The organism is Amycolatopsis sp. NPDC004169 (genome assembly GCF_040610315.1).
Lineage (GTDB): Bacteria > Actinomycetota > Actinomycetes > Mycobacteriales > Pseudonocardiaceae > Amycolatopsis.
Map to the genome: position 1 here is coordinate 283,735 of NZ_JBEXMD010000001.1, position 26,226 is coordinate 309,960.

Below are 26,226 nucleotides of genomic sequence, written 5' to 3' on the forward strand. Positions count from 1 at the left end.
GGCGCTGGTCGCGGACCGGTGCGTCGTCGGGCATCGGCATCTGGCGCGTGCGGCCGTTGCGGGGCGGCTGGCGGCGGCCGCGCTCCGGGGGCGGAGGCGGCGGCTGCTGGCGGCGGACCGGCTGCGACCCGCGCGGCGGCCCGTCACCTCGCTGCGGGGGCGGGGGGCCTTCGCGCCGAGGACGACCCGCACGCTCGGGTGGTAAGCCCGGCTCTCTCTCCAACGCGTGCCCAATCCTCGGTGCTCGTCTCCGGTGCCGCGGCCGGGTGCCGCGCACGTGCGGACCAAGGGTAATCGCGAACCGCCCGGAACACTCAAAGGCCGAGCGATCAGGCTACGACGTCACGTCCCGCGCGGGCGTCCTTCACCCTCCGGTAGATCCGCCGGGACGCGAGCAGGAGCAGGGCCACACCTGCGGCTACGGTCGCGATGATGGTGATCGCGCCGTACTCGGTGGACGTCAGCTCGAACCGCGCGGGCGACCCGAGCTGGGTACCGGTCGGCGTGCTCAACGACACATCCACGCTGAACCGGCCGGCCCGCAGCGCCTCCACCGGCAGGAAGTAGTTCTTGCCGCCGCTGGCCGGGAAGAACCAGTCCTTGGCCTCCTCCGGGCGCAGGCCGGTGTTGTTGTCGAGGCTGAACCGGGCGTTGATGCCGACCGGCAGGTCGTTGCTGACGTACACCGGCAGCGGCGAGTTGCCGGACGCCAGCGCGATGGTCTGCTTCGGCTGCGAGACCGTCACCCGGCCGCTGATCGCGGCCAGCTCGGCCTGGGCGTTCGTGGTCGCCGCGTCCGCGGGCAGCCCCCGCCACGCCGTCGACGCACCGCGCAGCTCGGCCAGCCGGACCGGCTCGACGACGTCGTCCGGTTTCACCCGTTTGGTGGGGTCGAGCTGCATCGCGGACGCCAGCCCGGTGGCCTTGTCGTCGAGGTCGGCCAGCGTCGAGACGACGGCGGCGTCGATGCTCCTGGCCGGGTCCGGCCCGCCGTCGCCGACCGCGCCCGAGGCCTCGGGGGCGGCGGCGAGCAGGGCTGTGAGCCCGGTCGCGGTGACCAGGCCGGCGTTCAGGAAGTCGCCGACCTGCTGCAGGTAGGCGGTGAACTCCCCGGCCGAGGCGTCCCAGCGCCGCGGCGGCGCGACCAGCAGGTGGTCCGGCCGCTGCCCGCCGGTGACGCCCAGCCCGGCGCGGAAGGCGAGCGCGCCGAGCCCGTTCTGGCTCGCGACCGCCCGCTCGGTCGACGCCGGCACGGTGACCGAGCCGGGCACGGTCGGCACACCCGCCAGCGCGGCGGAGATCAGCGAGTCGGTCGGCTGCAGGCGGACGCTGCTGCCCTGCACGGTGAGGCCGCCACCGGCCGCGGCGGGCGCGAGCTTGCCCGCGTCGGTGAGCACGGTCCGCACGCCGGCGTCGCTCAGCGCGGTGAGCACGGCCGCGCTCGGCGTGCCGTCCGGCCAGAGCACGCCGGTCTGCGGGGTGACGCCGGCCACCTGCTGGACGGTCGCGGCGCCGGCCGCCGCCCGGGTGACCAGGCTGGTGTCGCCGGGCCGGATCCGGGTGAGCGCGTCGAGGTCGGCGTCGGCGAACGGCAGCGCCACCACGCAGCGGCCGCCGACCAGCGCGCGCAGCTCGGTCAGCCACGCCTTCGCGGCCTCGACGCCCTTGCCGTCGACGTTCCCGGTGTCGGTGTGGACGAGGTAGCCGCGGGTCATCGCGTCGACGGTGGCCAGCAGGTCGGGGTCGAGCGCGAAGCACATCGACTTCGCGAGGTTGGCGTTGCTCCGCGCGGTCGAGGCGGCCGAGGTGACCAGCGCGTTCAGCCTGCCGTCCCCGCTGATCTCGTCGGCCAGCCGGTCGTCGGCCAGCACCACCGGGTTGCCGTACGGCGCCGCGTAGACGTGCGGGACGTTCCCGGTCAGCGGCCAGAGCAGGGTCATGCTCGGCGCGCCGCTCCGGCTGGTGGCCTGCTTGCCCGGCCCGGTCAGCACCGGCATCAGCATGCTGACCGCGCCCAGCCGCGCGGCCCCGCCGAACTCGGGCGTGCCGTTGACGTTGACCAGCAGCGGGTAGACGCCGGGACGGGCGAACCGCTCCGCCCGCGGCCCGGTCAGCGGCACGGTGACGTTCAGCGGGGCGCTCTGGCCCGGCTCGAGGACGTCGGCGACCGGGGTGAAGTCGGTCAGCGGGGTGTCCTTGACGACGGCGCCGGACAGCACGTCGCCGACCCCGCGCTCGGTCGTCGCCCGGTCCCCGACCTGCAGCCGGACCTGCGGCTTGGTGATCCGGCGGTCGCCGGTGTTGGTCACCGTGCCGGTGACGGTCAGCGCCGTCGACGACTGCGTGATGACCCGCGGGCTCAGCCCGGCGAGGTCGATGCGCAGGCGCGCGCCCTCCTGCGCCTGGGCCACGGTGGCCCCGGCGAGTGCGGGGACGGCCAGGAAGAGGACGGACAGGAAGGCTGCGGCGAACCGCTTCACTCGGGGGCTCCCTCAGGGGCGTGCTCGTCTCGTCCTGGGACGTCCGGGCGCGCGAAAAGTTCTGTGAGTATCTGACTGGCCTTCCGGACGAGCTTGCGCTCGTCGGAGTAGGCGAGTTTGGTCTCCAGCTCGGCCAGCGGGACCCAGGCCACCTCGGTGACCTCGACGTCTTCGTCGGACAGCTCACCGCCGAGCGCTTCGAGCAGGAAGTGGTGCACGGTCTTGTGGATGCGCCGCTTCTCGGCCACGAACCAGTAGTCGATGGTGCCCAGCGGCTGCGTGACGCGCGCGGAGATGCCGGTTTCCTCCTTCACCTCGCGCACGGCCGTCTGTTCCACCGTCTCCCCGTCCTCGATGTGGCCCTTGGGCAGCGACCACAGCAGTCTGCCGTGCCGGTCGAGCCGGCCGATCAGCACCGCCTGCTCGCGCTCGGCGTCCACCACGAGGCCACCGGCCGACGTCTCGTCGACCGTGGTCAGGCGCCTGCCGCGCTGACGCCTGCGCCGCCTGCGCGGCTTCGAGGCGCCGGGGCGGCCGGCTGATCCAGACATGCTGCGATGCTAGAGCAACCGGTTGCCCCGGTAGGCTGGCTCTCCGTGTCCGTGTCCGGCGGTGCCTGCAGCTATCGCACCTGGAACGTAGTGGGATTTTCGTGAACGACGTGGTCGAGGAGCAGGTGGTGGGGCTGATGGAGGTCTCGCCACTGGCGGAGGAGCTGGCGGAACGGTTCGCCAGGGCGGGGCACCGCCTGTACCTCGTGGGCGGCAGCGTCCGCGACGCGCTGCTCGGCCGGGTCTCCCCCGATCTCGACTTCACCACCGACGCGCGGCCCGACCGGGTGCTGAAGATCGTCAGCGGCTGGGGCGACGCGGTCTGGGACGTCGGGATCGCCTTCGGCACGGTCGGCGTGACGAAGAAGGGCATGCAGCTCGAGATCACGACGTTCCGCGCCGACAGCTACGACCGCGTCGGCCGCAACCCCGAGGTCACCTTCGGCGACAGCATCGAGGGTGACCTGCTGCGCCGCGACTTCACGGTCAACGCGATGGCCGTCGAGCTGGCGTCCAAGACGTTCATCGACCCGTACGACGGGCTGAGTGCCCTGCGCGAGCGGGTCCTGGACACCCCGGCGACGCCGCAGGAGTCGTTCGCCGACGACCCGCTGCGGATGCTGCGCGCCGCCCGGTTCGCCGCGCAGCTCGGCTTCACCGCCGCGCCGCGGGTGGTCGACGCGATGACGTCGATGGCCGAGGAGATCGACCGGATCACCGCCGAGCGGGTGCAGGCCGAGCTGTCGAAACTGCTGCTCGCGGCCGATCCGCGGCCGGGCCTGGAGCTGCTGGTCGAGACCGGGCTGGCCGACCGGGTGCTGCCCGAGGTGCCCGGGATGCGGCTGGCGATCGACGAGCACCACCAGCACAAGGACGTCTACCAGCACTCGCTGACCGTGCTCGCCCAGGCGATCGAGCTGGAGAAGACGCACGAGCCGACGTCGGAACCGGATCTGATCCTCCGGCTGGCGGCGCTGCTGCACGACGCCGGCAAGCCGGCGACCCGGGAGTTCCAGCCGGGCGGCGGCGTCAGCTTCCACCATCACGAGGTGGTCGGCGCGCGGATGGCCCGCAAACGTTTGCGGGCGCTGAAGTACTCGAAGGAGATCGTCGACGACGTCTCCCAGCTCGTGTTCCTCCACCTGCGGTTCCACGGCTACGGCAAGGGCGAGTGGACGGATTCGGCGGTCCGCCGGTACGTCACCGACGCCGGCCACCTGCTGACCCGGCTGCACAAGCTGGTCCGCGCCGACTGCACCACCCGCAACCGCCGGAAGGCGGCCGCGCTGCAGGCCACCTACGACGACCTCGAAGCCCGGATCGCCGCGCTCAAGGCCAAGGAGGACCTCGACCGCGTGCGGCCGGACCTCAACGGCGAGCAGATCATGGAGCTGCTCGGCCTCAAGCCGGGGCCGGACGTCGGGAAGGCGTGGAAGTTCCTCAAGGAGCTCCGCCTGGACCGCGGCCCGCTGGAGCACGACGAGGCGGTCGCCGAGCTGAAGAAGTGGGCCGCGGAAAACGGCGTCGGGGACGCGTGAGCCGTGGCGGGCGGGGGCAGCTTCCTGGTGGCGCTGCTGAGGCGCGGCGCCCCCGCGATCGCCACCGCCACGAGTGAGCTGCCCGACGAGATCGCCGACCCGGCGCCGATGCACGCGCTGCGGCGCATCTCGCGGATGTCGGGCCCGATCGACCCCACCGAGCGCGACGGGCTGCTGCTGCGCGCGACCCGGTACGTCGTGCTCATCCCGCTGGCCTACCGGCTGCTCGCGGTGCCGGGCCAGTTCGGCGTCTACGTCCTCCAGCGCGGCACGGCCGGGCTGCTGCCGGTCGCGGTGTTCACGCTGCTGTCGGTGGCGCTGAACGTCATCGGCCTGCGCTGGATGTTCCGCTCGGCGCCGTTCCGCGGCCGCGACGCCGGGAAGCTGCTGGCCGTCGACCTCACCTTCACCGTGCTTTCGCCGCTGGTCATCGCGCTGACCGTGCCGACGGCGGCGTACTTCGACGCGCTGGCGGTCACCAGCGTCCACCTCTACGGCGAGATCGGCCTGCTCACGCTCGCGCTGGGCCTGCCGAGCGGCGTCGTGTTCGGCCTGCTGAGCTTCCCGCTCCGGATGCTGGCGAACTGGCTGAACACCGGCGGGTTCCGCGTCGGGGCCGCCTTCTCGACGTACTCCGTGCTGCTCGCGGAGCTGTTCCTGGCCACCGCCGCGCTGGTGCTGACCGGCCTCGGCACGCGACTGGCCCTGGCCTACGGCACGCGCAACGGGCGGCTCGCCGAGCGCGCGCAGCAGCACCGGAGGCTGCACGACTCCGTGCTGCAGACCCTGGAGGCGATGGCGCTGCCCGTCCCCGGCGACGCCGAAGAACGGCTGGTGGAGATCCAGCGGCTGGCGCGGGCGCAGGCGATGGAGATCCGGCACACGATCGAGTCGGCGGCGTCCGAGCAGGCCGAAGCCGGCGCACGGCCGCTGGGCGAGAAGCTCGCCGCGCTCGCCGCCGAGATGGCCCGTGACGGCCTGCGCGCCCAGCTCGTGGTGGCCGAGCTGGACGACGACACGCTGTCGGAGGTCCGCCAGATCGCCATCCGGGACGCTGTCCGCGAGGCGATGCGGAACACGATGAAGCACTCGGGCACCGACCGGGTCGTCGTCCGGGTCGAGGAGCGCGACGGCGGCATCGCGGTGATCACCCGCGACCACGGCAGCGGGTTCAGCGCGGCCGACCACCCGGCCGGGTTCGGCATCAGCGAGTCGATCACGGCACGGCTGGCCGAGGTCGGCGGGACGTCGCTGGTCGAATCGGGACTCGCCGGGGGCGGCACGCGAGTGACGTTGTGGGTCCCGTTCTGATATGCCCTGAACATGACCTCGATCGAGCCGCTCGCCGACGCCCTCGCCGCCTACCGGTCCGGTGACCGCGACCAGGCCGCCGAACTCGCCGCACAGGCCGGGCGCGCCGGCTCCACGCTGGCCGACGAACTGCGGGCCTACCTGGCCGGCGACGGCTCGGCACCGGTGTACGACCAGCCGAGCGCGTTCACCGCGTTCATCCGCGGCGGCGGCAACGTCGAGCTGTACCGGGCGCTGAGCGCCGCGCTGGCCGCCCGGTACGACAGCGCGAAGCCGGAGTCGCTGCTCGACCTGGGCTGCGGTGACGGCCTGGCCGTGGTGCCCGCGCTGGAGCAGGCGTCGCACCTCCCACCCCGGATCGACCTGGTCGAACCTTCGGCCGCGCTGCTCGAAGGCGTCCACGAGCGGGTGCCGTCGGCGCAGTGCTGGCAGTCGACCGCGCAGGACTTCCTGGCCCGCGACGACCTCGGCTGGGACTTCGTCCAGTCGACGTTCGCGCTGCAGTCCATCGAGCCGGAGCAGCGCGCCGAGGTGCTGCGGGCGCTGCAGCCACGCACCGGGACGCTGGTGCTCGCCGAGTTCGACGTCCCCGAGTTCGAGGAAGGCTCGCCGGAGCACCTCCGCTCGCTCGTCGAACGCTACGAGCGGGGCGTGGCCGAATACGGCGAAGACGCTTCGCTGGTCGCCCAGGGCTTCCTGCTGCCGGTGCTGCTCGGGATCGTCTCCGGGCAGCAGCGGACCAACTGGGAGCACCCGGCCGCGGTGTGGGCCGAGCAGCTGCGGACGGCGGGGTTCACCGAGGTCGGCGTCGAACCGCTCGCCGACTACTGGTGGTCGCCCGCCGTCCTGATCACTGCCTGCTGAGCGAGCCCGTCTCGACGTGCTGGGCGAGCGGCCGCGGCAGCAGGTGGGCGACCGCGCCGCCCGGCATCCCGCCCCACGGCGCGGTCACGCCGGTCAGCACGCGGATCGCGCGCTGCACCCGGTAGAGCCGCTTTTCGCGTTCGCGTTCGAAGGCCAGCGCCGTCTCGACGAACCGCGTGCCCTCGGCGTGCACCAGGTTGCCGGTCTCGTTGCCGAACCGGACGACCGTGGTGCCCGGGGCCAGCGTGATCAGCCGCTTGCCGCGGTAGAAGTTCAACGGCGGCTCACCGCGCATCGGCAGCACCGGCCAGTCGGCGGGCTGGTCGGACTCCTCCGCCGGCCGCGGCGGCAGCATCAGCAGCACGCCGAGCAGGAACCGGGCGGCGTCGCCGAGCGAGCCGAACGCCACCGGCTCGTCGGACGGCGGCCGCGAGACCTCCCAGCCGTTCTCGGCGCGCCGCAGCGTCCAGACGCCCTCGGCCGGGATCTCGTTGGCGCCGATCCGGTAGGCCGCCGCCGGCACGCCGTGCTCGGCGAGCCGCCGCTGGAGCAGCTCCAGGACCTCGGCGCCCCGCAGGTTCCGCACCTGCTCCCCGCGGGCGACCCGGGTCAGTGCGCGGTCGTCCGGCAGGTCGGCGGCCGTCTGCGGCGGCCGCGGCTGGCCGAGGACCTCCGCCTCCGCCGTCGCGCGGACCAGCTCGCCGACGAACGGCGGCCGGAACCCGGCCGCCCGGATGTGCTCGACCAGCTCCGGCTCCGGCGGCACGCCGTACTTGCGCAGGTAGTGCGGCACGGCGGCGGGCCAGATCCAGGTGCCGTCGGTGTGGAAGGCGTTCGGCACGTCCGGCTTCGCGCCCGGCCCGCCGAAGATGTCCGGCAGCGGCGCGGGCCGGTGCAGCGCCACCGGCGCCCGGAACAGGTAGTCGAGCAGGCCGCGGACCTGGTCCGGCGGCACCGGCGGCCGGTTGACCACCGGGCGCTCGCCCTCGACGTGCGAATCGACGACCCGCGCGCTGCGGAACACGACGTCGAGCGGCATCCCCGCCTTCGCCGTGAGCCACGGCGGCAGGTGCTTCGGCGTCCGCGGGAAGTTCGCCAGCTCCAGCTCGTAGGCGGCGGTCGACGGGCGGCCGCCGTCGTTGGGCGGCACCCGCCAGTCCGGCTCGCGGTCGGCGTCGAAGTCGAAGTCGAACTTCGACTCGGCGTCCAGCGTGAACGTGCCCTGGAACCAGGTTCCGGCCTCGGGCTGGAACATCGCCGCCCGCAGCCGCGCGAAGAGCCCGCCGAGCCGGGGCGCCGCGGGCAGCGAGACCGACACCGGGCCGTCCTCGTCGCCGACCGCGCGGACCTCGATCTCGGCGTAGTCGCCGACCTGCCGGAACTGCGCGCCGACCCGCGCCCAGCCACCGGGCACGGTGTGCAGCAGCGTCCGGCCGATGGCGCGCAGCAGCGCGTTCTGGTCACCGGCGCCCGGCTGCGGGCGCGCCTCCGGCGTCTCGGTGAAGTCCAGCCGCGTCTGCCACAGCGCCGTGACCTGCTTGGCAGGCACCGTGACCGAGAAGTCGGTCAGGCCCAGCTGGGCCGCGCGGGCGGCGTCGTCGCGGACCCAGCGCAGGGTCAGCTCCGGCCGGTCACCCGGCGCGACCTCGAAGACCTCGCCGTCGTACTCGGCGAAGGTGCGCAGCGTGAACGTCGACGGCACCTCGCTCGCCGGGACGACCTTCGCCGGACGGCCGTCGAACTCCTTGTCGAAGCCGTCGGGCGCCTCCTCCTCCGGCAGCACCGACAGCAGCACCGTGCCGTCCGTGGTCGACCGCTGCGCGCGGAAGGTCCCCTCGCCCCATGTCGCATACAGGCCGTCCGGGCGTTCGGCCACCTCTACCCGGTAACGCACGTTTGTCCTCCCCGTCCCCAGTAGCCCCAAAGAACCTAGTCGACCGGGTACCGAGCGAACCACCGGTCGTCGGCCGGCGCATCCGGGCCGAACTCGGTGAGCGCGTCGTCCGCCAGCCCGACGATGACTTCGCGGAGTTCCAGCCGGTCGAGCCAGCTCTGCCGCAGCGCTTCCTCGCCGTACATCGCGCCGACGAGGTTGCCGCAGACCGAACCGGTCGAGTCGCTGTCGCCGCTGTGGTTGACCGACGCGAGCAACGCCGAATCGGCGTCCGTGGTGGTCAGTGCGACGTACACCGACATCGACAACGCCGTCTCGCCGACGTTGCCCTGCCCGAGCCGCTCCAGCTTCTCCGGCGTCGGCGGGCCCTCCATCGCCAAGGCCGCGTCGAGCGCCGCTTCCTGCTCTTCGTGCCCCGGGTGCTTCACCAGCTCGGCCCGCGCGGTCGCGACCGCGTCGAGCAGCGGCTTTCCGTGCAGCAGCTCGTGCACGATCACCGCGAAGCAGCCCGACGACAGGTACCCGCTCGGGTGGCCGTGGGTCAGCGCCGCGCTCTCCGCGCCCAGCCGGAACACCTCGGCGAGGTCGTCCGACCACAGCGCGATCGGCGCCGCCCGCATCACGCCACCGCAGCCCTTGGAGTTGTTGACCGGCCGCTCGATGGTGCCCCGGACGCCCGAGCGGCCGTACGCCTCCAGCTCGCCGAAGCAGGTCAGGCCCGGTGCGCGGCGGCTGAACAGCTCCTGGTGCGTGATCAGCCAGCCGTCGGCCGCTTCGGCCGTCGACTGCGGGCCGCGCGCCCGGTCCCAGGTGACGCCCTGGGTGTGCAGCCAGCGCTGGTAGGCCAGCTGCAGCGAGTGGACGACGTCCGCGGACCCGGTCCGGCGCAGCTGGGCGTGCGCCCGGATGAGCGCTTCGAGCGTGAAGAGCGTCATCTGCGTGTCGTCGGTGATCCGGCCGACGCCGCCGTACGCGGGGATGAAGTCCGTGATGCCGTCCGGCCCGGCGATCTCGCGGATCCGGTCGATCGAGTCGAACTCCGTCTTCGCGCCCAGCGCGTCGCCGATCGCCCCGGCCAGCAGGCTGCCCCGAAGCCGCGATCGCATGTCCGGTCCCTTCGGTTCGGGGGTGAACCGGCCGCTCGGGTACCGGCGCTCCCAGCGTGCGTGCTCGGCGGTCTCCGTCCGGAGACCGTTGCGGTTGAAGTACCAGAAGACGTCGCTGGCGATGTCGTCCAGCAGGCCGAGGTCGGGCAGCTTGCCGGCCGACGGCAGGCCGGGCACGCCGACCCGGGCCCCGACCAGCGCGCCGGCGATCGCGCCGGCCACCGGGCCGGACCGCGCGGCGAGGCGGATCGCGGCTTCGGGGTCGTGGCCGCGCTTGGCCGCGGCGAACAGCGCGCGGCCGAGCACCGACCGGACGCTCCGGCCGTCGCCGATCGACTCCAGCTGCGTCACGTCGTCCGCGTCGCGGTCCGCGCGCAGCGCCAGCGTCGACGCCGCCAGGTCACCGCCCACCTCGTGCAGGCGGACGTGCACCGGCAGCGCGAACGCGTCCCGCGTCAGCAGCGCCTGGAACAGGGAGATCAGCAGGTCGACGCCCTCGGTGACCTCGGCGCCCGCCGCGCTGCCGGTCAGCTCGCGGGCGACGTCCTTCGCGTACTGCTCGCCGTCGACGTCCGCCACGGCGACCGCGCCGGCCGGGGTCGCGGCCAGCGCCGTGGCCAGCAGTGCGGAGAATTCGGCGGGCGCGGGTCCGGCGTGCCGGGTGGCGACCGCGAGCCAGCCGACCGGGTCCGGCTCGGGCAGTGTCGCCGGTACCTCGCCGGTCGGCACCGGCGGCAGGCCGCGCAGCACGATGTCGGTGTGGAACAGCAGGTGCCGGGTCAGGCCGCCCAGCGGGAGCGGACCGGCCGGATCCGCTCCGCCGCCGAGGGCGTCACCGATCGCGAAGCCGACGTACGCGCCGAGGATCCGGTGCCACGCGAAGCGGTCGGCGAGCGTGCCGAAGGCGGTGAACTTCCCGAACGTCCAGGGCACCGGCCGCGGCCGCGCGTCCTCGTCGACGTGCGCGATCAGGCCGTTCGCACCCAGGTCGGCGGGCCATTCCGGGGCTTGGCCTGCCCGGCGGCGGACGCCGTTGCGGTACTGCCAGGCGAACCCGCGCAGGTACCGGACGCACTCGCTCGGTGTCAGCTCGAAGTGGTGGTCGCGGGCCTGGTCGAGGGCGTACCGCAGGTGCCGTTCCAACAGGTCGGGCGGCTCGACGCCGAACTCCGCGACCAGCGCGGGCAGCGCCTCGGCGACCTCGGGCCCGGCTTCCGGCGCGGGCTCTTCCACCCGCGGCCGGGCCTCGCCGCCGGTCGTCCCCAGCTCGGCCGCGGTGAGGCTGCGGACCAGCCCCGTGCCGGGGTCGAGCGTCAGTCCCGATGACGGCGGCAGGTCGCGGACCGGTACCCGCCACCGGCGCGGGTACCGCCCGGGCACCTTCGCCGACGAGCTGTAGGCGATCACCTCGCGCTCGCGAGTGCCGGGTACGGGACGCAGCAGCGGCTCCCCGGATTCGAGCAGCGGCACCAGGACTTCGCAGTCCCGCAGCGCGCGGACGAACTCGGTGCGGCTGATCCAGTTCGCGGCCAGGTAGTTCAGCAGCTTCTCGGCGTCGGTCGCAGGCACCGGGAACCCGCGCCAGACCGGGCCGGGCGCGTACTGCTCGTTGCGGCGGTACTCGCCGTCCGCGCCGGTCCAGCCGCGGACGGCCCGGAGCGGGAGGTCCAGCTCGGGGAACGCCTTCTCGTCGAACTCGGGGTCGACGTCCGGCCGCCACGCGGCTTCGGTGGGCGTGCTCGCCATCGCCGCCTGGTCGTACCGGATCTCACCCTCGTCCGGCACCAGGACCACCGGGCCCGGGAACAGGCCCGAGCCGATGTCGGTGCCGTCCAGGTAGCCGGCGGTGTTGACGGTGAAGCGCCAGCCGTCCGGGCGGCGCGTGGTGAGCTCCGGCCGGATCCGCAGCCGGTCGCCGCCGGGCCGCGTGCGCAGCCACTCCCGCGCGCGGGTGACGGCTTCCTCTTCGTCCATTCTCCCCATCCTCGCGCTAATGCCGCGGGTACCGCTCGATCCACGCGTCGCCGAGCGCGCTCAGCGCCGAGTGCCGGTCGAAGTGCCAGTACGCGTCCGAAGCGACCTGCTCGACCAGGTACCGCAGCTCCAGCTGGTCGACCCACTTCTGCGGCAGGCCGGGGATCCCGGTGCGCGCGCCGAGCAGGGCACCGGCGATCGCCCCGGTGAGCGCGCTGCGGCCGGAGTGGTTGACCGCGCGGAGCAGCGCTTGCTCCGGGTAGTTCTCGAAGCCCGACAACGCGGCGAAGGCGCGGCCGAGCACCGACAGCGTGGTCTTGCCGTCGCCGATCAGTTCGGGCATCCGCAGGTCGGGCAGCCCGTGCTCGCCGAAGAACGGCACCGACTCGGCGACCATGTCCTTGATCGCCGTCCACTCCGGGCCCTGCTGGAACTGGTTGTCCGGGTTGAGCACCTCGCGGCTGGTGTTCCAGATCGGGAAGCTGAACGCCTCCTTGGTCAGCGCGTGCTCGAACAGCCAGGTCAGGTAGGTCGCGGCGGCCAGGTCCTGCTCTTCGGGGTGGGTGACGCCGGCCAGCTCCCGCACCGCCTGCCGCGCCCCGCCGGAGAACCCGCTGCCGGGCCCGGCCATGGTCAGCGCGGCGGGCAGGGCCGGGATCAGCGCGGCCGGGCCGCCCATCGGCGGCGCGCCCGCCGCCAGGGTCGCGAGCTGGTGGTAGGCGTTGAGCTCGGCGTCGTCGATGTCCCGCCGGGCGTGCAGGTCCGGGACCTGCACGAGCCAGCCGTCCGGCGCGTCCATCGGCGCGCCCTGGGTGCGCAGCCAGCGCTGCAGCGCCCCGCGGACGACGTCGGGGAACAGCTGCTCGGCCTCGCGGGATTCCGGCTGCTCGCGGTGCGGGCTGCGGATCGCCGCCTCGGTGTAGAAGAGCAGCCGCTGCGTCAGCGAGCCGATCCGGCCGGGCTGGTCGTACGCCGGAATCAGGTCGGTGACGCCTTCGATGCCGAACTTCGCGTGGATGTCGTGCAGCATCATCCGGTCGACGGCCGCGCCGAGGGCCTCGCCGAGCGCGAAGCCGACGTACGCGCCCGTGACGCGCTGCCAACCGTAGCGGTAGCCGTCGAGGTTCCGCTCGAAGTACTTGCCGAACGTGTCGAGCCGCGGCACCGTGCGGCCGGCGTTGTCGTACGCCGGGGCCAGGCCGTTCGCGCGCAGGTCGTTGGGCTTGCTGCGCGGCGGCTCCGGCATGCTCAGCCGCTTCAGCCACGACTCGCCGAGCACGGTCTTCGCGCACTCCTCGGCGGTCAGCTCGAAGCCGCGCCGCCGGGCCTTCTCGGCCGCGGCCAGCGGCGGCTTCACCGGGTCCGGCAGGCCCATCCGAGCCGCGGTCTCGGTGGCGACCCGGATCAGGTCTTCCTCCGCCTCCGGGCAGCGGCCGTGCACGTCGATGCGCGGCTCGTGGCGCGGGAACCGCTGGACGATCTCCGCGAGCTCGCCGCTGGAGACGTCCTCGATGGTCGTCGGGCCGCCGTTGATCACCAGGTTCGGCGGGTGCTCGAACTCGGCCAGGGTGGCGACGTCGACCTTCCACCAGCCGTGCTCGCGCGCGGGCAGGTGCCGGGTCGAGCTGAACACCTTGAGCTCGTTGCGCTCCTCGGCGAAGTAGAACCGGTCGGTCTTGCCGGTCTCCAGGTCGAGCGGGACGTACACCTCGCACCGGATCAGCCCGATGAGCAGCAGCTCCCGGGTCAGCCAGCCGACGCTGCCGAACGACAGCAGCGTCTCCAGCGTGTTCTCCGGCTTCGGGTAGCCGCGGCGGATCGGCCCGGCCTTGTACTCCGGGTTCTCGCGCTCTTCGCCGGTCTGGTTGCCGTCGGCGTCGACCTTCACCCAGCCGGCGACGGCCTGCAGCGGCACGCCCAGTTCGCCGAGCCCGGCCTTGACGTACTCGGGGTCGACGACCTCGCGCCAGTTCTCCTGGCCGGGGAAGGCCACCGGCACCGACAGCCCGCCGGGGTGCGGGTGCGCCTGGCGCAGCTCGCCGTCCGGCTCGCGCACGACCACCGACGGCGGCGGGAAGATCTCCTTCTCCGGCCGGCCCTCGTCGAGGAAGGCGATGGTGTTGTAGGGCACCGACCAGCCCTCGGGGATGCGCAGGACCTTCTCGGTGTCCACCCGGAGCCCGGCGGGACCGGAGACGTCCGGGCCGTGCACCGCGCGCAGCCACTGGCCGACCTTGGCAATCGCTTCCGCCGCTTCCACCTACTCGATCCTCTCCAGGCTTCCGTCGGACTCGTGCTCGGCGATCGTCTTCGGCAGCACGAAGGCCACCGCGCCACCCGGCAGGTTCGCCCACGGAACCGTGATGCCGGTGATCACGTGCAGGGGGCGTCTGAGCCGGTAGCTCCGCCGCACCCGTTCGCGTTCGAGCGGCAGCGACGTCGTGGCGAACCGTACCTCGCCGTGGTGAACGAGGTTGCCGGGTTCCTCGCCGAAGCGCAGCACGACCGTACCCGCCACCAGCCTGGTGATGCGCTTGTTGCGGAGCAGGGTGAGGGGAGGCTCACCCGGCGCCGGGTGCACCGGCCAGTCGTCGAGCTCCTTCGCGGTTTCCAGCGGTGTTTCGTGCCCGGCGGTCATCCGGGCGGGGTGCAGCAGCAACGCGCCCAGCAGCTGCTGGGCGGCGTACTCGAGCCGGGCGAAGTACTTCGGTTCGCGCGGCTTCCCGCCGGCGTAGGCGGCGACCTCCCAGCCGTCCGGCGTGTAGTTGAGGCACCAGGCGCCGTCGGCCCGCTCGCCGACCCGGTACGCCTCGGGCCACACCCCGTGCTCGCCGAGCCGCTGCACCAGCACGATCAGCAGCTCTTCGTCACCGAGCTGCGGGTCCGGCGTGGTCTCCAGCTCGGCGGCGACGTCACCGGCGGTTTTCTTCACGTCGGCGCGGCCCGGCTTCGGCCGCGGCTTGCCCAGCAGGTCCGCCTCGGCGGTCCGCCGGACCAGCGGCTCGACGTACGGCGGCTGGAAGTGGTGCCGCCGGATGTGCGCGACCAGGTCCGGCTCCGGCGGCACGCCGTGCTTCGCGAGCAGCAGCGGGACGGCGTCGGACCAGATCCACGTGCCGTCGGTGTGGAAGCGCTCGTCCTCGGTCTCGTGCACGACGGCCTCGCGCTCGAGGTACTGCAGCACGAGCGGCACCTCGGTGTCGGTCAGCGGCGGCCGTTCGACGTCCGGGCCGCCGGTGTCGGCGTGCCGGAACACCACGCCCAGCGGCAGCTGCGCGCGCAGCCGCCACCAATCGGGGATATGCTCGTCGGCCCGCGGGAACGCGGCGAGCTCCTCCGGCCAGGCGGCCGGCTCGGGCGCGTCGGTCCACAGCGGATCGTCGTCGAGCGCGAAGTCGAAGTCGAAGCTGCCGTCCGGGTTCAGGGCGAACCGCGCCTGCAGCCAGGTGCCGCGGCCTTCGGTGTACATGCCGGCCCGCAGTTCGGTGAAGAGGCCGATCAGCTCGTCCGGTGTCGCCGTGTTGTGGCCTGCGGTTTCGGTGTGCTTGCCGACCTGCCGGAAGTCCGCGACGGCGGGGACGGCGGCGTTGACCCGGTGCTCGCGCACGAGCTTTCCCAGCCGCACCAGGAGAGTGCGCTGCTCGTCGGGCGAAAGTCGATGTTCCACGTGAATCATTGCGCCAAGGTCGAGGTGTAGCCGAAGGTCGGCGGCTGCCCGGCGTCGAGGCGCGCGAACTCGTCGTCCCACATCCGGAAAGTGCGGCGGTACAGCGAAACCTTGAGCGCGGCCTCCTCCCGGCTGAGCGGCCGTCCCTGCTCGCGGGCCACCGAGTGCATGGCGCTGATCGTGTCGTAGAGGGCGAAGATCGGGCCGTCGCCGCGGAGGTACTCGCGCCGCAGGTCCTCGGTCCGGATCACGAACTCCTGCTCGGTGAGCGGGCCGATGTCGCCGGCCTGCGCGAAGAGGACGTCGTCGATCTTGGTGTTGTCCTCGACGAACCGCCCGGTCCGCCAGTCCAGGATGGACCCGGCCAGCCCGCCGTCGGCCGTCTTGTCGAGCCGGTACGGGCTGTCGTGGTGCCGGAAGTACGCCGGCGTCTCGATCGTCATTGCTCCGGCCTCTTGTTCAGCGCTTCCCAGAACTTCTCCCGCTCCCGCTTCAGCAGGGCGTTGATCAGGGCTTGCTCTTCCGCGGTGTACGGCCGCGCCCGTTTCTTCCCGGTTTCGGGATCGGGCCCGGGACCTTCGTCCACGGCCCGGGCCTTGATGTCCCGGCGCACCTCGTAGAGCGCGTGGTCGTAGGCCGAGACGGCGTCGACCGCCTTGAGGTGCAGCCGGAACTCGGCGACGTGCCCGTCGATCCGGACCTTCATCTGCAGGTCGCTGTACCCGGCGGGCTGCGGCTTCACGAACCGGTCCTCGAACTCGACTATCTCGATGTCGTCCCGCGCCCGGATCTTTTCCAACGCGGCGTACAGCATCTCGATCTTGTCGAAGCGGACGATGCCGCCGGCGATGTCGGTCAGCCGCGACGGGTCACCGCCGTAGTTGGACTCGATCTTGTCCTCGGCGCGGCCCCGGCCCTTGAGCGTCTTGCGCAGGTCCGGCTCGCCTTCGGTCTCGGCCGCGATGTCCGGCACGACCTCGCGCAGCTTCGCCATCGCGACCTCGGCGCGTTCGTAGACGTTGTCCAGGTACTTCTTGAACTCCGTCGCGTTGCCGAGGTGTTCCCGCGGGTACGGCGGCTGACGGCGGTCGGCGTCCTCGTACCGGGCGTTGTCCGCGGTCGCTTCCTCGGACACCCGCCGCTCGGTCTCGCCCAGCTCGATGTGGTGGGGCTCGGCCGGGATCTCCTCCGGCAGCGTGCCGTGCTCGCGCTGCTCGTGGACGTCCTGCAGGGATTCCTCGAAGATCCGCACGGCCTCGTCGTGCGCGAGCAGGTTGCCCAGCGCGAGCGGGCGTTGGGCCAGCGAGTCGGCGATGTAGGCGTTGGCCTCGTCGCCGAGCAGCCGGACCAGCTCGGGCCGGTTCGGCAGCTGCGCTTCGAGGTAGTCCTTGAGCGGGCCCAGGTCGTGGGCGCGGCCGAGCTCGTCCTTGGCTTCGACGTGCGCGTTCGCCAGGTCCGGGTGGGCCAGCGCGGCCTGCAGGTCCTCCCGGGCGAGGAAACGCTCCGCTTCGGCGTGCGCGCCCACCGGCTCCGCGGCCCCGTAACCGCCGCCGTGCGCCTCTCCCGGGTCGTGCTCGCTGTGGCTCTCGGTCCGGGCGTGCACCTCGTCCGGCGTCCCGATGTGCATCAGCTTGACGCTGTTCGCCGGCTGCGGCAGGTGCATCAGGTCGCCGGACTGCGGGTCGATGAACGCGACGCCCTCGCGGGTGTGCACGACCATCGCCACGTGCCCGTACTCGACGCCGTTCGGGCCCGGGTACTTCACCGCGACGACGGCGTGGTGGTCGACAGGCATCCCGCGCATCTCGCGGATGACGTCGTCGTAGCTGCCGCGGGCGGAGAACGTCTGCCCGAACTCGCCCTCGAGGTGTTCGAGCGTGCCGCGGCTGCCCATCTCGTGCGGCAGGATCGGCTCGGCCGTCGTGTCGACACCGCGTAGCTGGTCCATGTAGGCCCGTGGACCGCGCGTGCAGTTAGTCATGTAGCCGTTCTCGAAGGCACCCGGCTGGTGGAAGCCCGGGTTGACGTCCCGCAGGTGCGGGTGGCGGTCGTGCACGTAGGCCGCGCGCTCCGACGGCGTCGTCCCGCCCGCGTGGATGGCGGGCTCGGCGGGCGGGTTCGTCGCACGGGCCAGCCGCGAGTAGTCGTGCACCGACACCGGAGGCGGCGGCGGTTCCGCGGGCGTGTCCTGCACGTCGTGGACCGACGGCTCGTGCGGCGTGACGTGCTCGGGCTCGCCGAGACCGCCCAGCCGTTCCATGATCGCGGCCTGCCTGCGGCGTTCGAACTCGGCGGCGTTGTGGTCGTTCTCGGCCCGGCGCTCGGCCATCTTCTCCCGCGCGGCCTCGGGCTCGAGGTAGCGCGGGTGGCCGGGCCCGATCTCCTCGGCCACGATGACCCACTTGCGGCGGCCGTCCGGCCCGATCTCCAGGCGCTTCTCGTGGACCAGCAGCTGGGTTCCGGGCGGCGACAGCGCCTCGCGCTCGCCCGGGTTTTCGGCGAGCTTCGAGATGTCGCGCAGGTTGTCCGACCGGACGTGCAACTCGATGTCGTCGCCGAACTTCGACGTCGAGAACTCGTCGGTCTTGATCGATGCGCTGGAGAAGGCGGGCTCGACGATCACCGAGCCCGGCTCGTACGGCCGGGCGACCAGGTCCGCGAGGTGCGGATCGCCGCCGACGTCGTAGGCGCGGACGGTCTCGCCGGACTCGGGCGTGATCTGGTTGAGGCCGTCCACGATCGCGCGGGTGTTCTGCTGCGCGAGGTCGAAGCCGGGGTGCCCGGGGCCGCGGCGCAGGGCCTCGTTGACGTCGTAGGCGTACTCGCCGCGGGTGTAGCCGTGCAGCGCAACGGCGCCTTCGTCGCTCACCGGCAGCCCGGCGGCGTCCCGGCGGGCCAGCGCGCGGTCGTGGATCTGCTGGTAGATGTCCTCGTCGCCGACCGCCCGGCGGATGCTCTCGTGGTCGGCCGGGGTGCCGCGGTGCTCGCCGTCGAAGAGGTAGCCCTCGTCGTGCGCGATCCGCTCGGCGGGCGGGTTGAGCCGGTCACCGATGGCGACGTGCTGCGCCTCCCCGCCGCCGAGCGGCGTGGTGTGGATCCCGGTGGCGTCGGGCGGGAGCTCGGCGAGCCGCCCGGTGACGGGATCGGCGAACAGCACCCCGTGCTCGGTGTGCACGGCGGCGATCAGCCGCGACTGCCCTTCGGGCGTCTCGAAGGCGACGGCGGACCGCGCGCCGACCGGACGTTCCCCGAGGTCACGGGCAACGTCGTCGAAGCTCCCCCGGCTGTCCCACTGCCCGCCGAGGCTCTGCTGCCGGGCCGGCCCGGCCACGACGTCCTCGCCGTTCATCCGCCGATCGAAGGCGACTATCGCTTCGGCGGCGTTGGTCCGGTAGCCGTTTTCGAGGCCCTCGGGGCTGTAGTGGTTGCGGGTGTTGACCCCGGCGAGCTCGGGAACGGCGTCGCGAAGAAGACGCGCGTGCTGCTGCGGCGTCTCGACGGACCCGGCGTGCAGCACGGGCGGCCCACCGGGAGCGAGCGGCTCGGCAAGCCGAGCCCACCCACCATCAGGCTCCCCGGTAGCCGGCGGCCGCCGTTCGGGCAGCGGTTCGGCGCCCGGCGGGTCGAAGGCGTTGAGCTTGCCGGCCAGGTCACCGCTGGGCTTGTACTCGGGGTGCTCGGCGTAGAACTGCTCCAGCTCTTCGTCGGCTTCACGCTGACGGCGTGCTTCGTCGGCGCGTTCCTCGGCCCGGCGCTGCTCGATGGCCTCCCGGGCATCGGCCTCACCGAGGTGCCCCGGCTCGCCGGGCGCGACCTCTTCAGCGTGCACGATGTAGTGCGGCTCGCCAGGCTGACGCGGGTTGGCGTTGGGGTGCCCGGGGCCTTCTTCGATGCCGGTGATCTTGAATTGTGTCCCGGCCTTGAAGAGGACTTCGTGCTCGTCCTTGATGCTGGCCAGGTCCTCGACGTCCCGCCCGGTCTTGGACTGGATCCGCATCTCGACTTCGCCGGGGAAGCGGCTCCGCGGGTGCTGCGCGTCGACCTTCGAGGAGCTGAGGAACGACGGTTCGGTGATGTGCGCACCCTCGTGGAACCGGGCGAGGAAGGCTTGCAGCCCCGAGAGATCACCCTTGAAGTCAACCCGCCGCGACACGATCCCTTCGTGCGGCGGAAGTTCGTTCAGCCCGGAGACGAGCGCCGCGGCCTGAGGAGCGAGGTGCGGAAGCTCGGGGCTGCCCATCCGAAGGGCGTGGTTGAGCGGACCGACCATCTCGTAGCGCGTGTAGGCGTGCACGGCAACGGCCCCGGCATCGGACATGCCGGGGTGGGCGGCGTCGCGCTTGGCGAGCGCCTCGCGCCGGACCTGTTCGTGCCGCCACTCCCCATCGACCTGGCTGTGGCGCCCGGAGTCCATGAAGGTGTCTTCGATCCGCCTGATGCCGGCGGGATCATCGGTGTGGAACCGAGGATCGGTGAGGTAGGGCTCGTCCAGGCCGGGCTGGCCGTAGTCGTGAGGCGTGGCGGGGTCTTGGCCGGCCGGGATTTCGTCGGCGTGGTCCTGCGGAGTTTCATCCCCGGCGGTGGCTTGCTCGCTCGGCCCCTCGTGACCGGGCGCGCCGTGATCAGCCGGACGTTCCGGCGCCGGTTCACCTGCACGGTCCCGCTCCGGCGTGTGCTGCTCGGTGGCTTGCTCGCCTGCGTGCTGGTCAGGCCGCTCGCCTGCGGCCTGCTCAGCTGGGCGCTCGCGCCCGGCCGGATTCTCGTCGGCCAGGTGTCCATCGCCAGGCGTTCGCTGCTCGGCCGCGTTTTCCGGGGCGCCTGTGCGATCTTGCTCGGGCGCGCGGCGATCCGGCCGCTCGCCAGCGGCCGAATTGTCGCCAGCCGGCCGCTCGCCGGCAGGCTCAGCCGGGCGTTCCGGCGCCGGTTCGCCTGCGTGGTCTTGCCCGGGCGCGCGCTGATCGGGCCGCTCGGCAGCGGACGAGTCCCGGTCGACCGGTCGTTCGTCGGCCGGCCGTTCTTGCCCGGCGGCAGGCTGCTCGGCCGGCGCACCCGGGTGCTGGTCCGTCCGCTCGACCGGCCTCTCGCGCACGGGCGACTGCTCGGCCACCGGCGGTTTCGTGGACTCGGCAGCCGGCTGCTCGGACGGCCGCGGCTGCTCCAGCGCACGATCCACCGGCCGAGGCGGCTCGGAAGGTCCCCGCGGAGGCAAGTGCTCCTGCGGCGCCCCGAACCGAGGCGGCGGAACCTGCGACCCCCCACCCGGCCAAGCCGACCCCACCCGAGGATCATGCGGCGGCCGTCCACCCGGCGGAGGCGGCGTCGCCGGCCGTCCACCGGGATGCGGCCCGGGTCCCTGAGGACCACGAGGCTGATTCGGATACCCACCCGGCCGCTGCCCCCCGGAAATCGGCGGCCGAGGACCACCCTGCGGAGGCATCCCGGAGTGCGCTCCACCATGCGGCGGCACCCCCGGATGCGGCGGCACCCGCCGCGCATCCTGCGGCGGCAACCCCGCCGCATGCGGCTGACCCCCAGGCCCAACCTGCCCAAGAGGCGGTCGCATCCCAGGCGCCAACGGAGGCTGCCCACCCGGCCCCGACTGCCCGCCATGCGGCGGCACCCCACCGGCCGCCTGCCCACCAGCTTGACCGGTTTGCCCGCTGCGTGGCACCTGCCCCGCCGGCCCGACATGTGGCGGCTGCCCACCGAGCTGACCGGCTTGCCCACCAAGTGGCGGCTGCCCGCCGGGCTGGCTGGCTTGCCCACCGTGCGGCGGCTGCCCGCCAGGCTGGCTGGCCTGGCCACCGTGCGTCGGCTGCCCGCCGGGTTGACCGTTTTGGCCACCGTGCGGCACCTGCCCGCCGGATTGACCGACCTGCCCGCCATGCGGTTGCTGCACACCGGACTGACCGGCTTGCCCACCGTGTGGCGGCTGCCCACCGGCCTGACCGCCATGCGGTTGCTGCGCACCGGGCTGGCCAGCCTGACCTCCGCCCGGCACCTGTCCGCCCGGTTGCAGCCCGTGCGGAGGTTGTCCGCCCAAGTGATCCGCTCGCCCGCCAAGCGGCTGCCCACCGTGCGGTACTTGCCCACCGTGCGGCGGTTGCCCGCCCGGTTGCGGCCGGTGCGGAGCCTGCCCGCCCGGCAGCCCGTGCGGAGGTTGCCCGCCTGGGTGAGCCGCCTGCCCTCCGTGGGGTGGCTGGCCGCCGGGTTGGTTGGCGTGTCCGTTGAACGGGGGCTGCATGCCGTGGGGCGGCTGACCTGCGGGAGCGAGCGGCCCACCGTGCCTCGGCTGTCCACCTGTCTGGCCGACATGCTGCTGGCCACCCGGTTGTGCGCCGCGCGGTATGGCTCCGCCGGGCTGCCCGGGGTGCGGTTGGGCACTCTGCGGCGACTGTCCACCGGCGTGCGAGTGACCCCCAGGCTGCGGACCGTGCGGGGGGCGCGGCGGCTGGCCTCCCGGGCGGTACCCGCTCGGCGGCTGACCACCCTGCAGCATCCGGCGAGGGTCCGGTGGCTGGGCCCCCGCGACCGGCGGCGCACTCGGGCCGGGGCCAGTTGCTCGTCCCGGGCCGCCGCCGTTCGGCATGGCCGGCGGTGGCGGTGGGAATCCTCCCGGTGGTGGCGCCTGCTGCGGCGACGGCCCGTTCGGCAACGGCGCCGGCCCGCCATCCGCCGCCGCGAACGGCTGGCTCTGGCCGCCCGCGAAACCTGCCGCTCCCACGTTGTCCTGCGGGCGTCCTGCGCTCAGGCGTCCCTGCTCCGGGCTGAACCCCGATGGCGGGGCCATTCCGTAGCCACCCTGGGGCGCGCTCGACGAGGCCGCCGGGGCCTCCCGCTGCTCCGCGGCCGGCCGGGACACCTCGGGCGCCGGCTGCCCGCTCTCCGCGCGCTGCGGCTCGGGCTCTCGCCGGAACTCCGGCTGCCGCGCCTCCTCACCCCGCGAAGGCTCCGAGACCTCGCTGCGCGTCTCGGGACCGGAGCCGGCTTCATGACGAGCCGGCGGGGAGGCAGCCTCACTCCGCGACGCCGGCTCCGAAGAGGACTCACGACGAGACTCCGACGAAGCCCGATCCTCGGGCTCATTCCGCGGCCCGGCCTCCGAGGACTCACGACGCGTTTCAGGCTGGGAGGAAGCCTCACCCCGCGTTCCGGCCTCCGAAGATTCGGGCTGCGAGGAAGTCGCCTCCCGTGCCGAAGGCTCCGACGACTCCCGAGATCCAGACTCCGACGAAGCCTCATTCCGCGCCGAAGGCTCCGAGGAGCCTTCATCCCGACCGGGCGTCTCCGACGGTGCTTCCTCCCGCGCCGAAGGCTCCGAGGAGCCTTCATCCCGACCGGACGGCTCCGACGAAGCTTCCTCCCGCGCCGAAGACTCCGAAGACTCCCGAGACCCAGACTCCGAAGAAGACCCATCAGCCCGCGGGATGTTCGCCTCGTGAACCGAGTGCAGCTGCTCCTTCGCGCCCCCGGCCGCGCCCCCCACCGCGCCGCTCGACGCGCCCATCAACAACTGCTCCGGCGTCAACGACCCCAGATCGCCGGTCACCGCCGCCTGGCCGACCGTCTGCGCGACGCCCTCGACCGCGCCCCGCGCCCCCGCCCGCATCGCCGCGTCCGCGACCTGGCCGCCGGCGCTGTGCGAAAGCCCCTCCGTCGCCCCGCGGCCGATCGACCCCGATGCCGCTCCGACCACTCCGCCGACCGCTCCGGAGATCGCCGCGTCGGAGGTCTTCGACCAGTCCCAATCCTTGCGGTCACCCTTGGCCATCTGCAGGCCCTGGATGCCCGCGTCCATCCCGAGGTTGATCGCCTCGTTCTTCAGGATCTCCATGCCGATCTTCTTGAGACCCTGCTTGAGCAGCTTCTCCAGCAGCTCCTTCGCGACCTGCTTGAACCCCTGCTGCGCCAGCTTCTCGAGCAGCTGTCGGAACAGCACCTGCACGGTCATCCGGGTCGCGATCTGGGCCGGCGCGATGCCCGCGGTCGAACCGCCGAAGGTCACGGCCGCCGCCGCGATCATCGCCGCGATCTGGGCCGCCAGGACGATCAGCGAAATGATGATCATGTACTTCGTGTACTCGACGTCCAGCGCCGTCTGGTCACACGAATCGCCCAGGGCCTTTGCGGCGTCGGTCAGCTGCTTGAAGTACGCCTCGTCGCCCTCGACGAACTTCTTCCACTGCTCCGCGAACGCGTCGGCGCCGTCGCCCGTCCAGTTGTCGCGGATGCCCGACGCCGCCTGGTTGCCCGTCTCCGCCACCGGTGCGATCGACGCCGACGCCGTGTGCCAGGCGTCCCGCAGCGCGCGCAGCTTGGTCTCGTCGCCCTCGGGCCAGCTCTCCCCGACGACGATCGGCAGCAGCCACTTGACCGCGTCGGGCATCTCCATACCCACGCGTCAATGCCCCTTGCCGAGCTGGGACGTCACGTCTTCGTCGGCCCCCGACAGCGCCTTCATCGACTTGCTGACGTTCTGCTGCATCCCCCGCAACCCCGCGACGAGGTTGGTGAAGCCTTCGACGGCGCCCTGCGCGCCCGGCACGTAGTCCTTGGCGAACTCCTTGCCGGACTCGTCGCCGCCCCAGCACTCGCCCTGCGCGGCGAGCGCGGACTGCAGTGCCTTCGCCGCGTTGTCGAGGGCGTCGGCCGCCGTCACCAGGCCGTTCGACGCGCGCAGGACCGCGTCCGGCTCCGCGGTGAACCCGGAACCCCCAGCCGGCATCAGTCGCCCCTCGTCATCCAGGACGACGGTGGCTCCTCGTCGTCGTCACGCGGCGGGCGGACGCGCTTGGGAGCGGGCTTCGGGGCCGGCATCGGCGGCGCCTGCTCGTTGCGCAGGATCGAACCGCCGTCTTCGAACGACTCCGGCCGCGGCGCGGGCGGCGGTTCCTCGTCCAGGAACTCCGGGATCGGTGGCACCAGGCCGGCCAGCGACGGCGCGCCCTCGACCAGGTCGGCGAGGTCGGGCAGGCCTTCGGTGATCGGCGCCATCAGGTCGGCGATCTTCTGCTTGACCTGCAGCGATCCCTGGCGCACCAGCGTCTGGACGGTGTTCGCGAGCTGCGCGGGCGTCGTGCGTTCGAAGGTGTTGGGGGCGAACTCGAGCTTGGCGAGGCTGCCGCCGGCGTCGATGGTGGCGCGGACCAGCCCGTCGGGCGAACTCACCTGTGCGGTGGTTTCGGCGGCCGCGGCCTGGGCGTCGCGCAGCTGCGCTGTCTGCCGCTCGAAGTTCTCCAGGAGGGTGTCCATCCGGTCCTTCATCGCGGCATTGCGTGCTTCCAGCTGCGCACGGTCGTCGCCCGCGGTGGTCACAGGTGCCCCCGGTGTCCCTCGAACCTACTAATGACTGCCCGTCACCCTAATGCCAATGGAGCAGTCATCGTGACCGGTTCGGGTGTTTGCGTCAGCGAATCGCGCGCCTCCGGGCGAGCGCGTACCCCGCTCCGCCGACGAAGTAGCAGACCGTCGCGGCGATGAGCAGACCCGGCGAACGGCCGTCGTCCGGCACGACCAGCGCGCCCAGGGAAACCGCCGCGACCTGCGTGATGTTGAACAGCGTGTCGTACAGCGCGAACACCCGGCCGCGGGCTTCGTCGGCGACGTCGAGCTGGATCGACGAGTCGACGCAGAGCTTGAGCACCTGCCCCGCCCCGGTGATCACGAAGGAGGCGAGCAGCGCGAGCGGCAGCACCATCGGCAGGCCGAACGCGGACTGCGCGATCGCCGCCAGCAGCAACGCGCCGAGCACCGCGCGCAGCCTGCCGAACCGGCGGATGATCCGCGCGGTCAGCAGCCCGGCCAGCAGCAGCCCGGCGCCGGCGAGGACCGCCATCTGCCCCAGCCCGGGCAGGCCGGCGCGGAAGACGCCGTGGTCGGTGAAGTAGTTGCGCATCAGCAGCACGGTGACCAGCAGCGACACCCCGAACGCCGCCCGGTGCGCGAACAGCGCGATGAACCCGGCGGTGACACTCGGCGCGCGCCACGCGTGCCGGGCACCGTCCGCCAGCCCGCGAGCGACGGCCAGCACCGGGTTCGGCGGCTCGTCCACGACGGTCGGCCCGAGCACGCCGCGGGCGAAGCCGCGCGCGATCAACGCCGAGACCAGCGTGCCGAGCACCGCGAACGCCGTCGTCTCCGCCGAGCCGACGTCGTTGCTGCCGAACAGCGCGCGCAAGCCGATCGCGCAGCCACCGCCGATGACGGCGACCACCGAGCCGAGCGTCGTGGCGAAGGCGTTCGCCGTCACGACGCTCTCTTCCTCCACGACGTGCGGCAGGGACGCCGAAAGGCCCGAGCCGATGAAGCGGGAGATCCCTTCCGCGGCCAGGGCCAGCGAAAACAGGCCGATGCCGCCGAAGCCGAGCCCGACGGCGACGGACGCGCAGGCGATCGCCAGCCCGCGCAGGAGGTTCGCGAAGATCAGGACTTTCCGCCGGTCCCACCGGTCCAGCAGCGCACCGGCGAACGGCCCGACGACCGAGTACGGCAGCAGCAGCGCGGCGAACCCACCCGCGATGGCCAGCGGATCGGCGGCTCGTTCGGGGTTGAAGAGGACAGCGCCCGCGAGGCCTGCGCGGAAGACGCCGTCGCCCCAGCTTGCGGCGAAGCGGGTGAAGAGGAGACGCCGGAAGTCCGGGTCCTTGAGCAGTTCCCGAGGGCCTCTTCGCACGGTCGCCGAGTGGGCGCTGATCGTCACGAAGCCAAGGGTAAGGGGCGCGCGTGGGAGATCGGTCAAGAGAACGGGTGGCGCAGCCGCCGAACAGGGGTGGCCGGCGCACTGAGGTCGCCTCTCGGCGGCTATGCGCAGTGTGGCTCCAGCCGGACGGTATTCCACAAAG

The 26,226-nt window shown here is 72.9% G+C and carries 14 protein-coding genes; 3 read left to right on the forward strand and 11 right to left on the reverse strand.

Annotated elements, in window-relative coordinates; all coding sequences use genetic code 11:
• Window positions 1-329 precede the first annotated feature (329 nt).
• Both ABZX11_RS01415 and ABZX11_RS01420 read right to left on the reverse strand, forming a co-directional pair.
• Window positions 330-2,480, reverse strand: coding sequence for a DUF6049 family protein (locus ABZX11_RS01415; RefSeq protein WP_354908807.1), 2,151 nt, complete (start codon window positions 2,478-2,480; stop codon window positions 330-332).
• Entirely contained in the window at window positions 2,477-3,031 is a 555-nt protein-coding gene (locus tag ABZX11_RS01420) for an NUDIX hydrolase (protein WP_176173855.1), read from the reverse strand. The genes ABZX11_RS01415 and ABZX11_RS01420 overlap by 4 nt, the downstream gene beginning before the upstream one ends.
• A gap of 101 nt (window positions 3,032-3,132) precedes the next feature.
• Here ABZX11_RS01420 and ABZX11_RS01425 point away from each other — a divergent pair, with 101 nt between their 5' ends.
• From ABZX11_RS01425 to ABZX11_RS01435, 3 genes are read left to right on the forward strand one after another with little or no spacing between them, the layout of a single operon-like run.
• Entirely contained in the window at window positions 3,133-4,569 is a 1,437-nt protein-coding gene (locus ABZX11_RS01425) for a CCA tRNA nucleotidyltransferase (RefSeq protein ID WP_176173856.1), read from the forward strand.
• A 3-nt stretch (window positions 4,570-4,572) separates the two neighbouring features.
• Window positions 4,573-5,880 (forward strand): ATP-binding protein, encoded by a 1,308-nt coding sequence (locus ABZX11_RS01430; RefSeq protein WP_354908810.1) that lies wholly within the window; start codon window positions 4,573-4,575, stop codon window positions 5,878-5,880.
• A gap of 12 nt (window positions 5,881-5,892) precedes the next feature.
• A complete protein-coding gene (locus ABZX11_RS01435) occupies window positions 5,893-6,744 on the forward strand; it encodes a class I SAM-dependent methyltransferase (RefSeq protein ID WP_176173858.1) in 852 nt (283 codons plus the stop codon).
• Here ABZX11_RS01435 and ABZX11_RS01440 read toward each other — a convergent pair.
• From ABZX11_RS01440 to ABZX11_RS01480, 9 genes are all read right to left on the reverse strand, one after another.
• Window positions 6,731-8,638, reverse strand: a complete 1,908-nt coding sequence (locus ABZX11_RS01440) for a TNT domain-containing protein (RefSeq protein WP_354908812.1) — start codon at window positions 8,636-8,638, stop codon at window positions 6,731-6,733. The two genes, ABZX11_RS01435 and ABZX11_RS01440, sit on opposite strands and share 14 nt — an antisense overlap.
• A gap of 35 nt (window positions 8,639-8,673) precedes the next feature.
• Window positions 8,674-11,718: an ADP-ribosylglycohydrolase family protein gene (locus tag ABZX11_RS01445; protein WP_354908815.1), complete on the reverse strand. Its 3,045-nt coding sequence runs from the start codon at window positions 11,716-11,718 to the stop codon at window positions 8,674-8,676.
• Between the two features lie 16 nt (window positions 11,719-11,734).
• Entirely contained in the window at window positions 11,735-13,978 is a 2,244-nt protein-coding gene (locus tag ABZX11_RS01450) for an ADP-ribosylglycohydrolase family protein (protein WP_354908817.1), read from the reverse strand.
• Window positions 13,979-15,394: a TNT domain-containing protein gene (locus ABZX11_RS01455; protein ID WP_254897060.1), complete on the reverse strand. Its 1,416-nt coding sequence runs from the start codon at window positions 15,392-15,394 to the stop codon at window positions 13,979-13,981.
• A complete protein-coding gene (locus ABZX11_RS01460) occupies window positions 15,391-15,828 on the reverse strand; it encodes a hypothetical protein (RefSeq protein ID WP_354908821.1) in 438 nt (145 codons plus the stop codon). The genes ABZX11_RS01455 and ABZX11_RS01460 overlap by 4 nt, the downstream gene beginning before the upstream one ends.
• Window positions 15,825-19,799: a toxin glutamine deamidase domain-containing protein gene (locus ABZX11_RS01465; protein ID WP_354908824.1), complete on the reverse strand. Its 3,975-nt coding sequence runs from the start codon at window positions 19,797-19,799 to the stop codon at window positions 15,825-15,827. Before ABZX11_RS01465 ends, ABZX11_RS01460 begins: the two co-directional genes overlap by 4 nt.
• Before the next feature lie 3,987 nt (window positions 19,800-23,786).
• Window positions 23,787-24,110 (reverse strand): WXG100 family type VII secretion target, encoded by a 324-nt coding sequence (locus tag ABZX11_RS01470; RefSeq protein WP_176173865.1) that lies wholly within the window; start codon window positions 24,108-24,110, stop codon window positions 23,787-23,789.
• Window positions 24,110-24,700, reverse strand: coding sequence for a YbaB/EbfC family nucleoid-associated protein (locus tag ABZX11_RS01475; RefSeq protein WP_254897061.1), 591 nt, complete (start codon window positions 24,698-24,700; stop codon window positions 24,110-24,112). The genes ABZX11_RS01470 and ABZX11_RS01475 overlap by 1 nt, the downstream gene beginning before the upstream one ends.
• A gap of 91 nt (window positions 24,701-24,791) precedes the next feature.
• Complete coding sequence (locus ABZX11_RS01480; RefSeq protein WP_254897062.1) at window positions 24,792-26,084, reverse strand: MFS transporter; 1,293 nt, start codon at window positions 26,082-26,084, stop codon at window positions 24,792-24,794.
• Window positions 26,085-26,226: the final 142 nt, after the last annotated feature.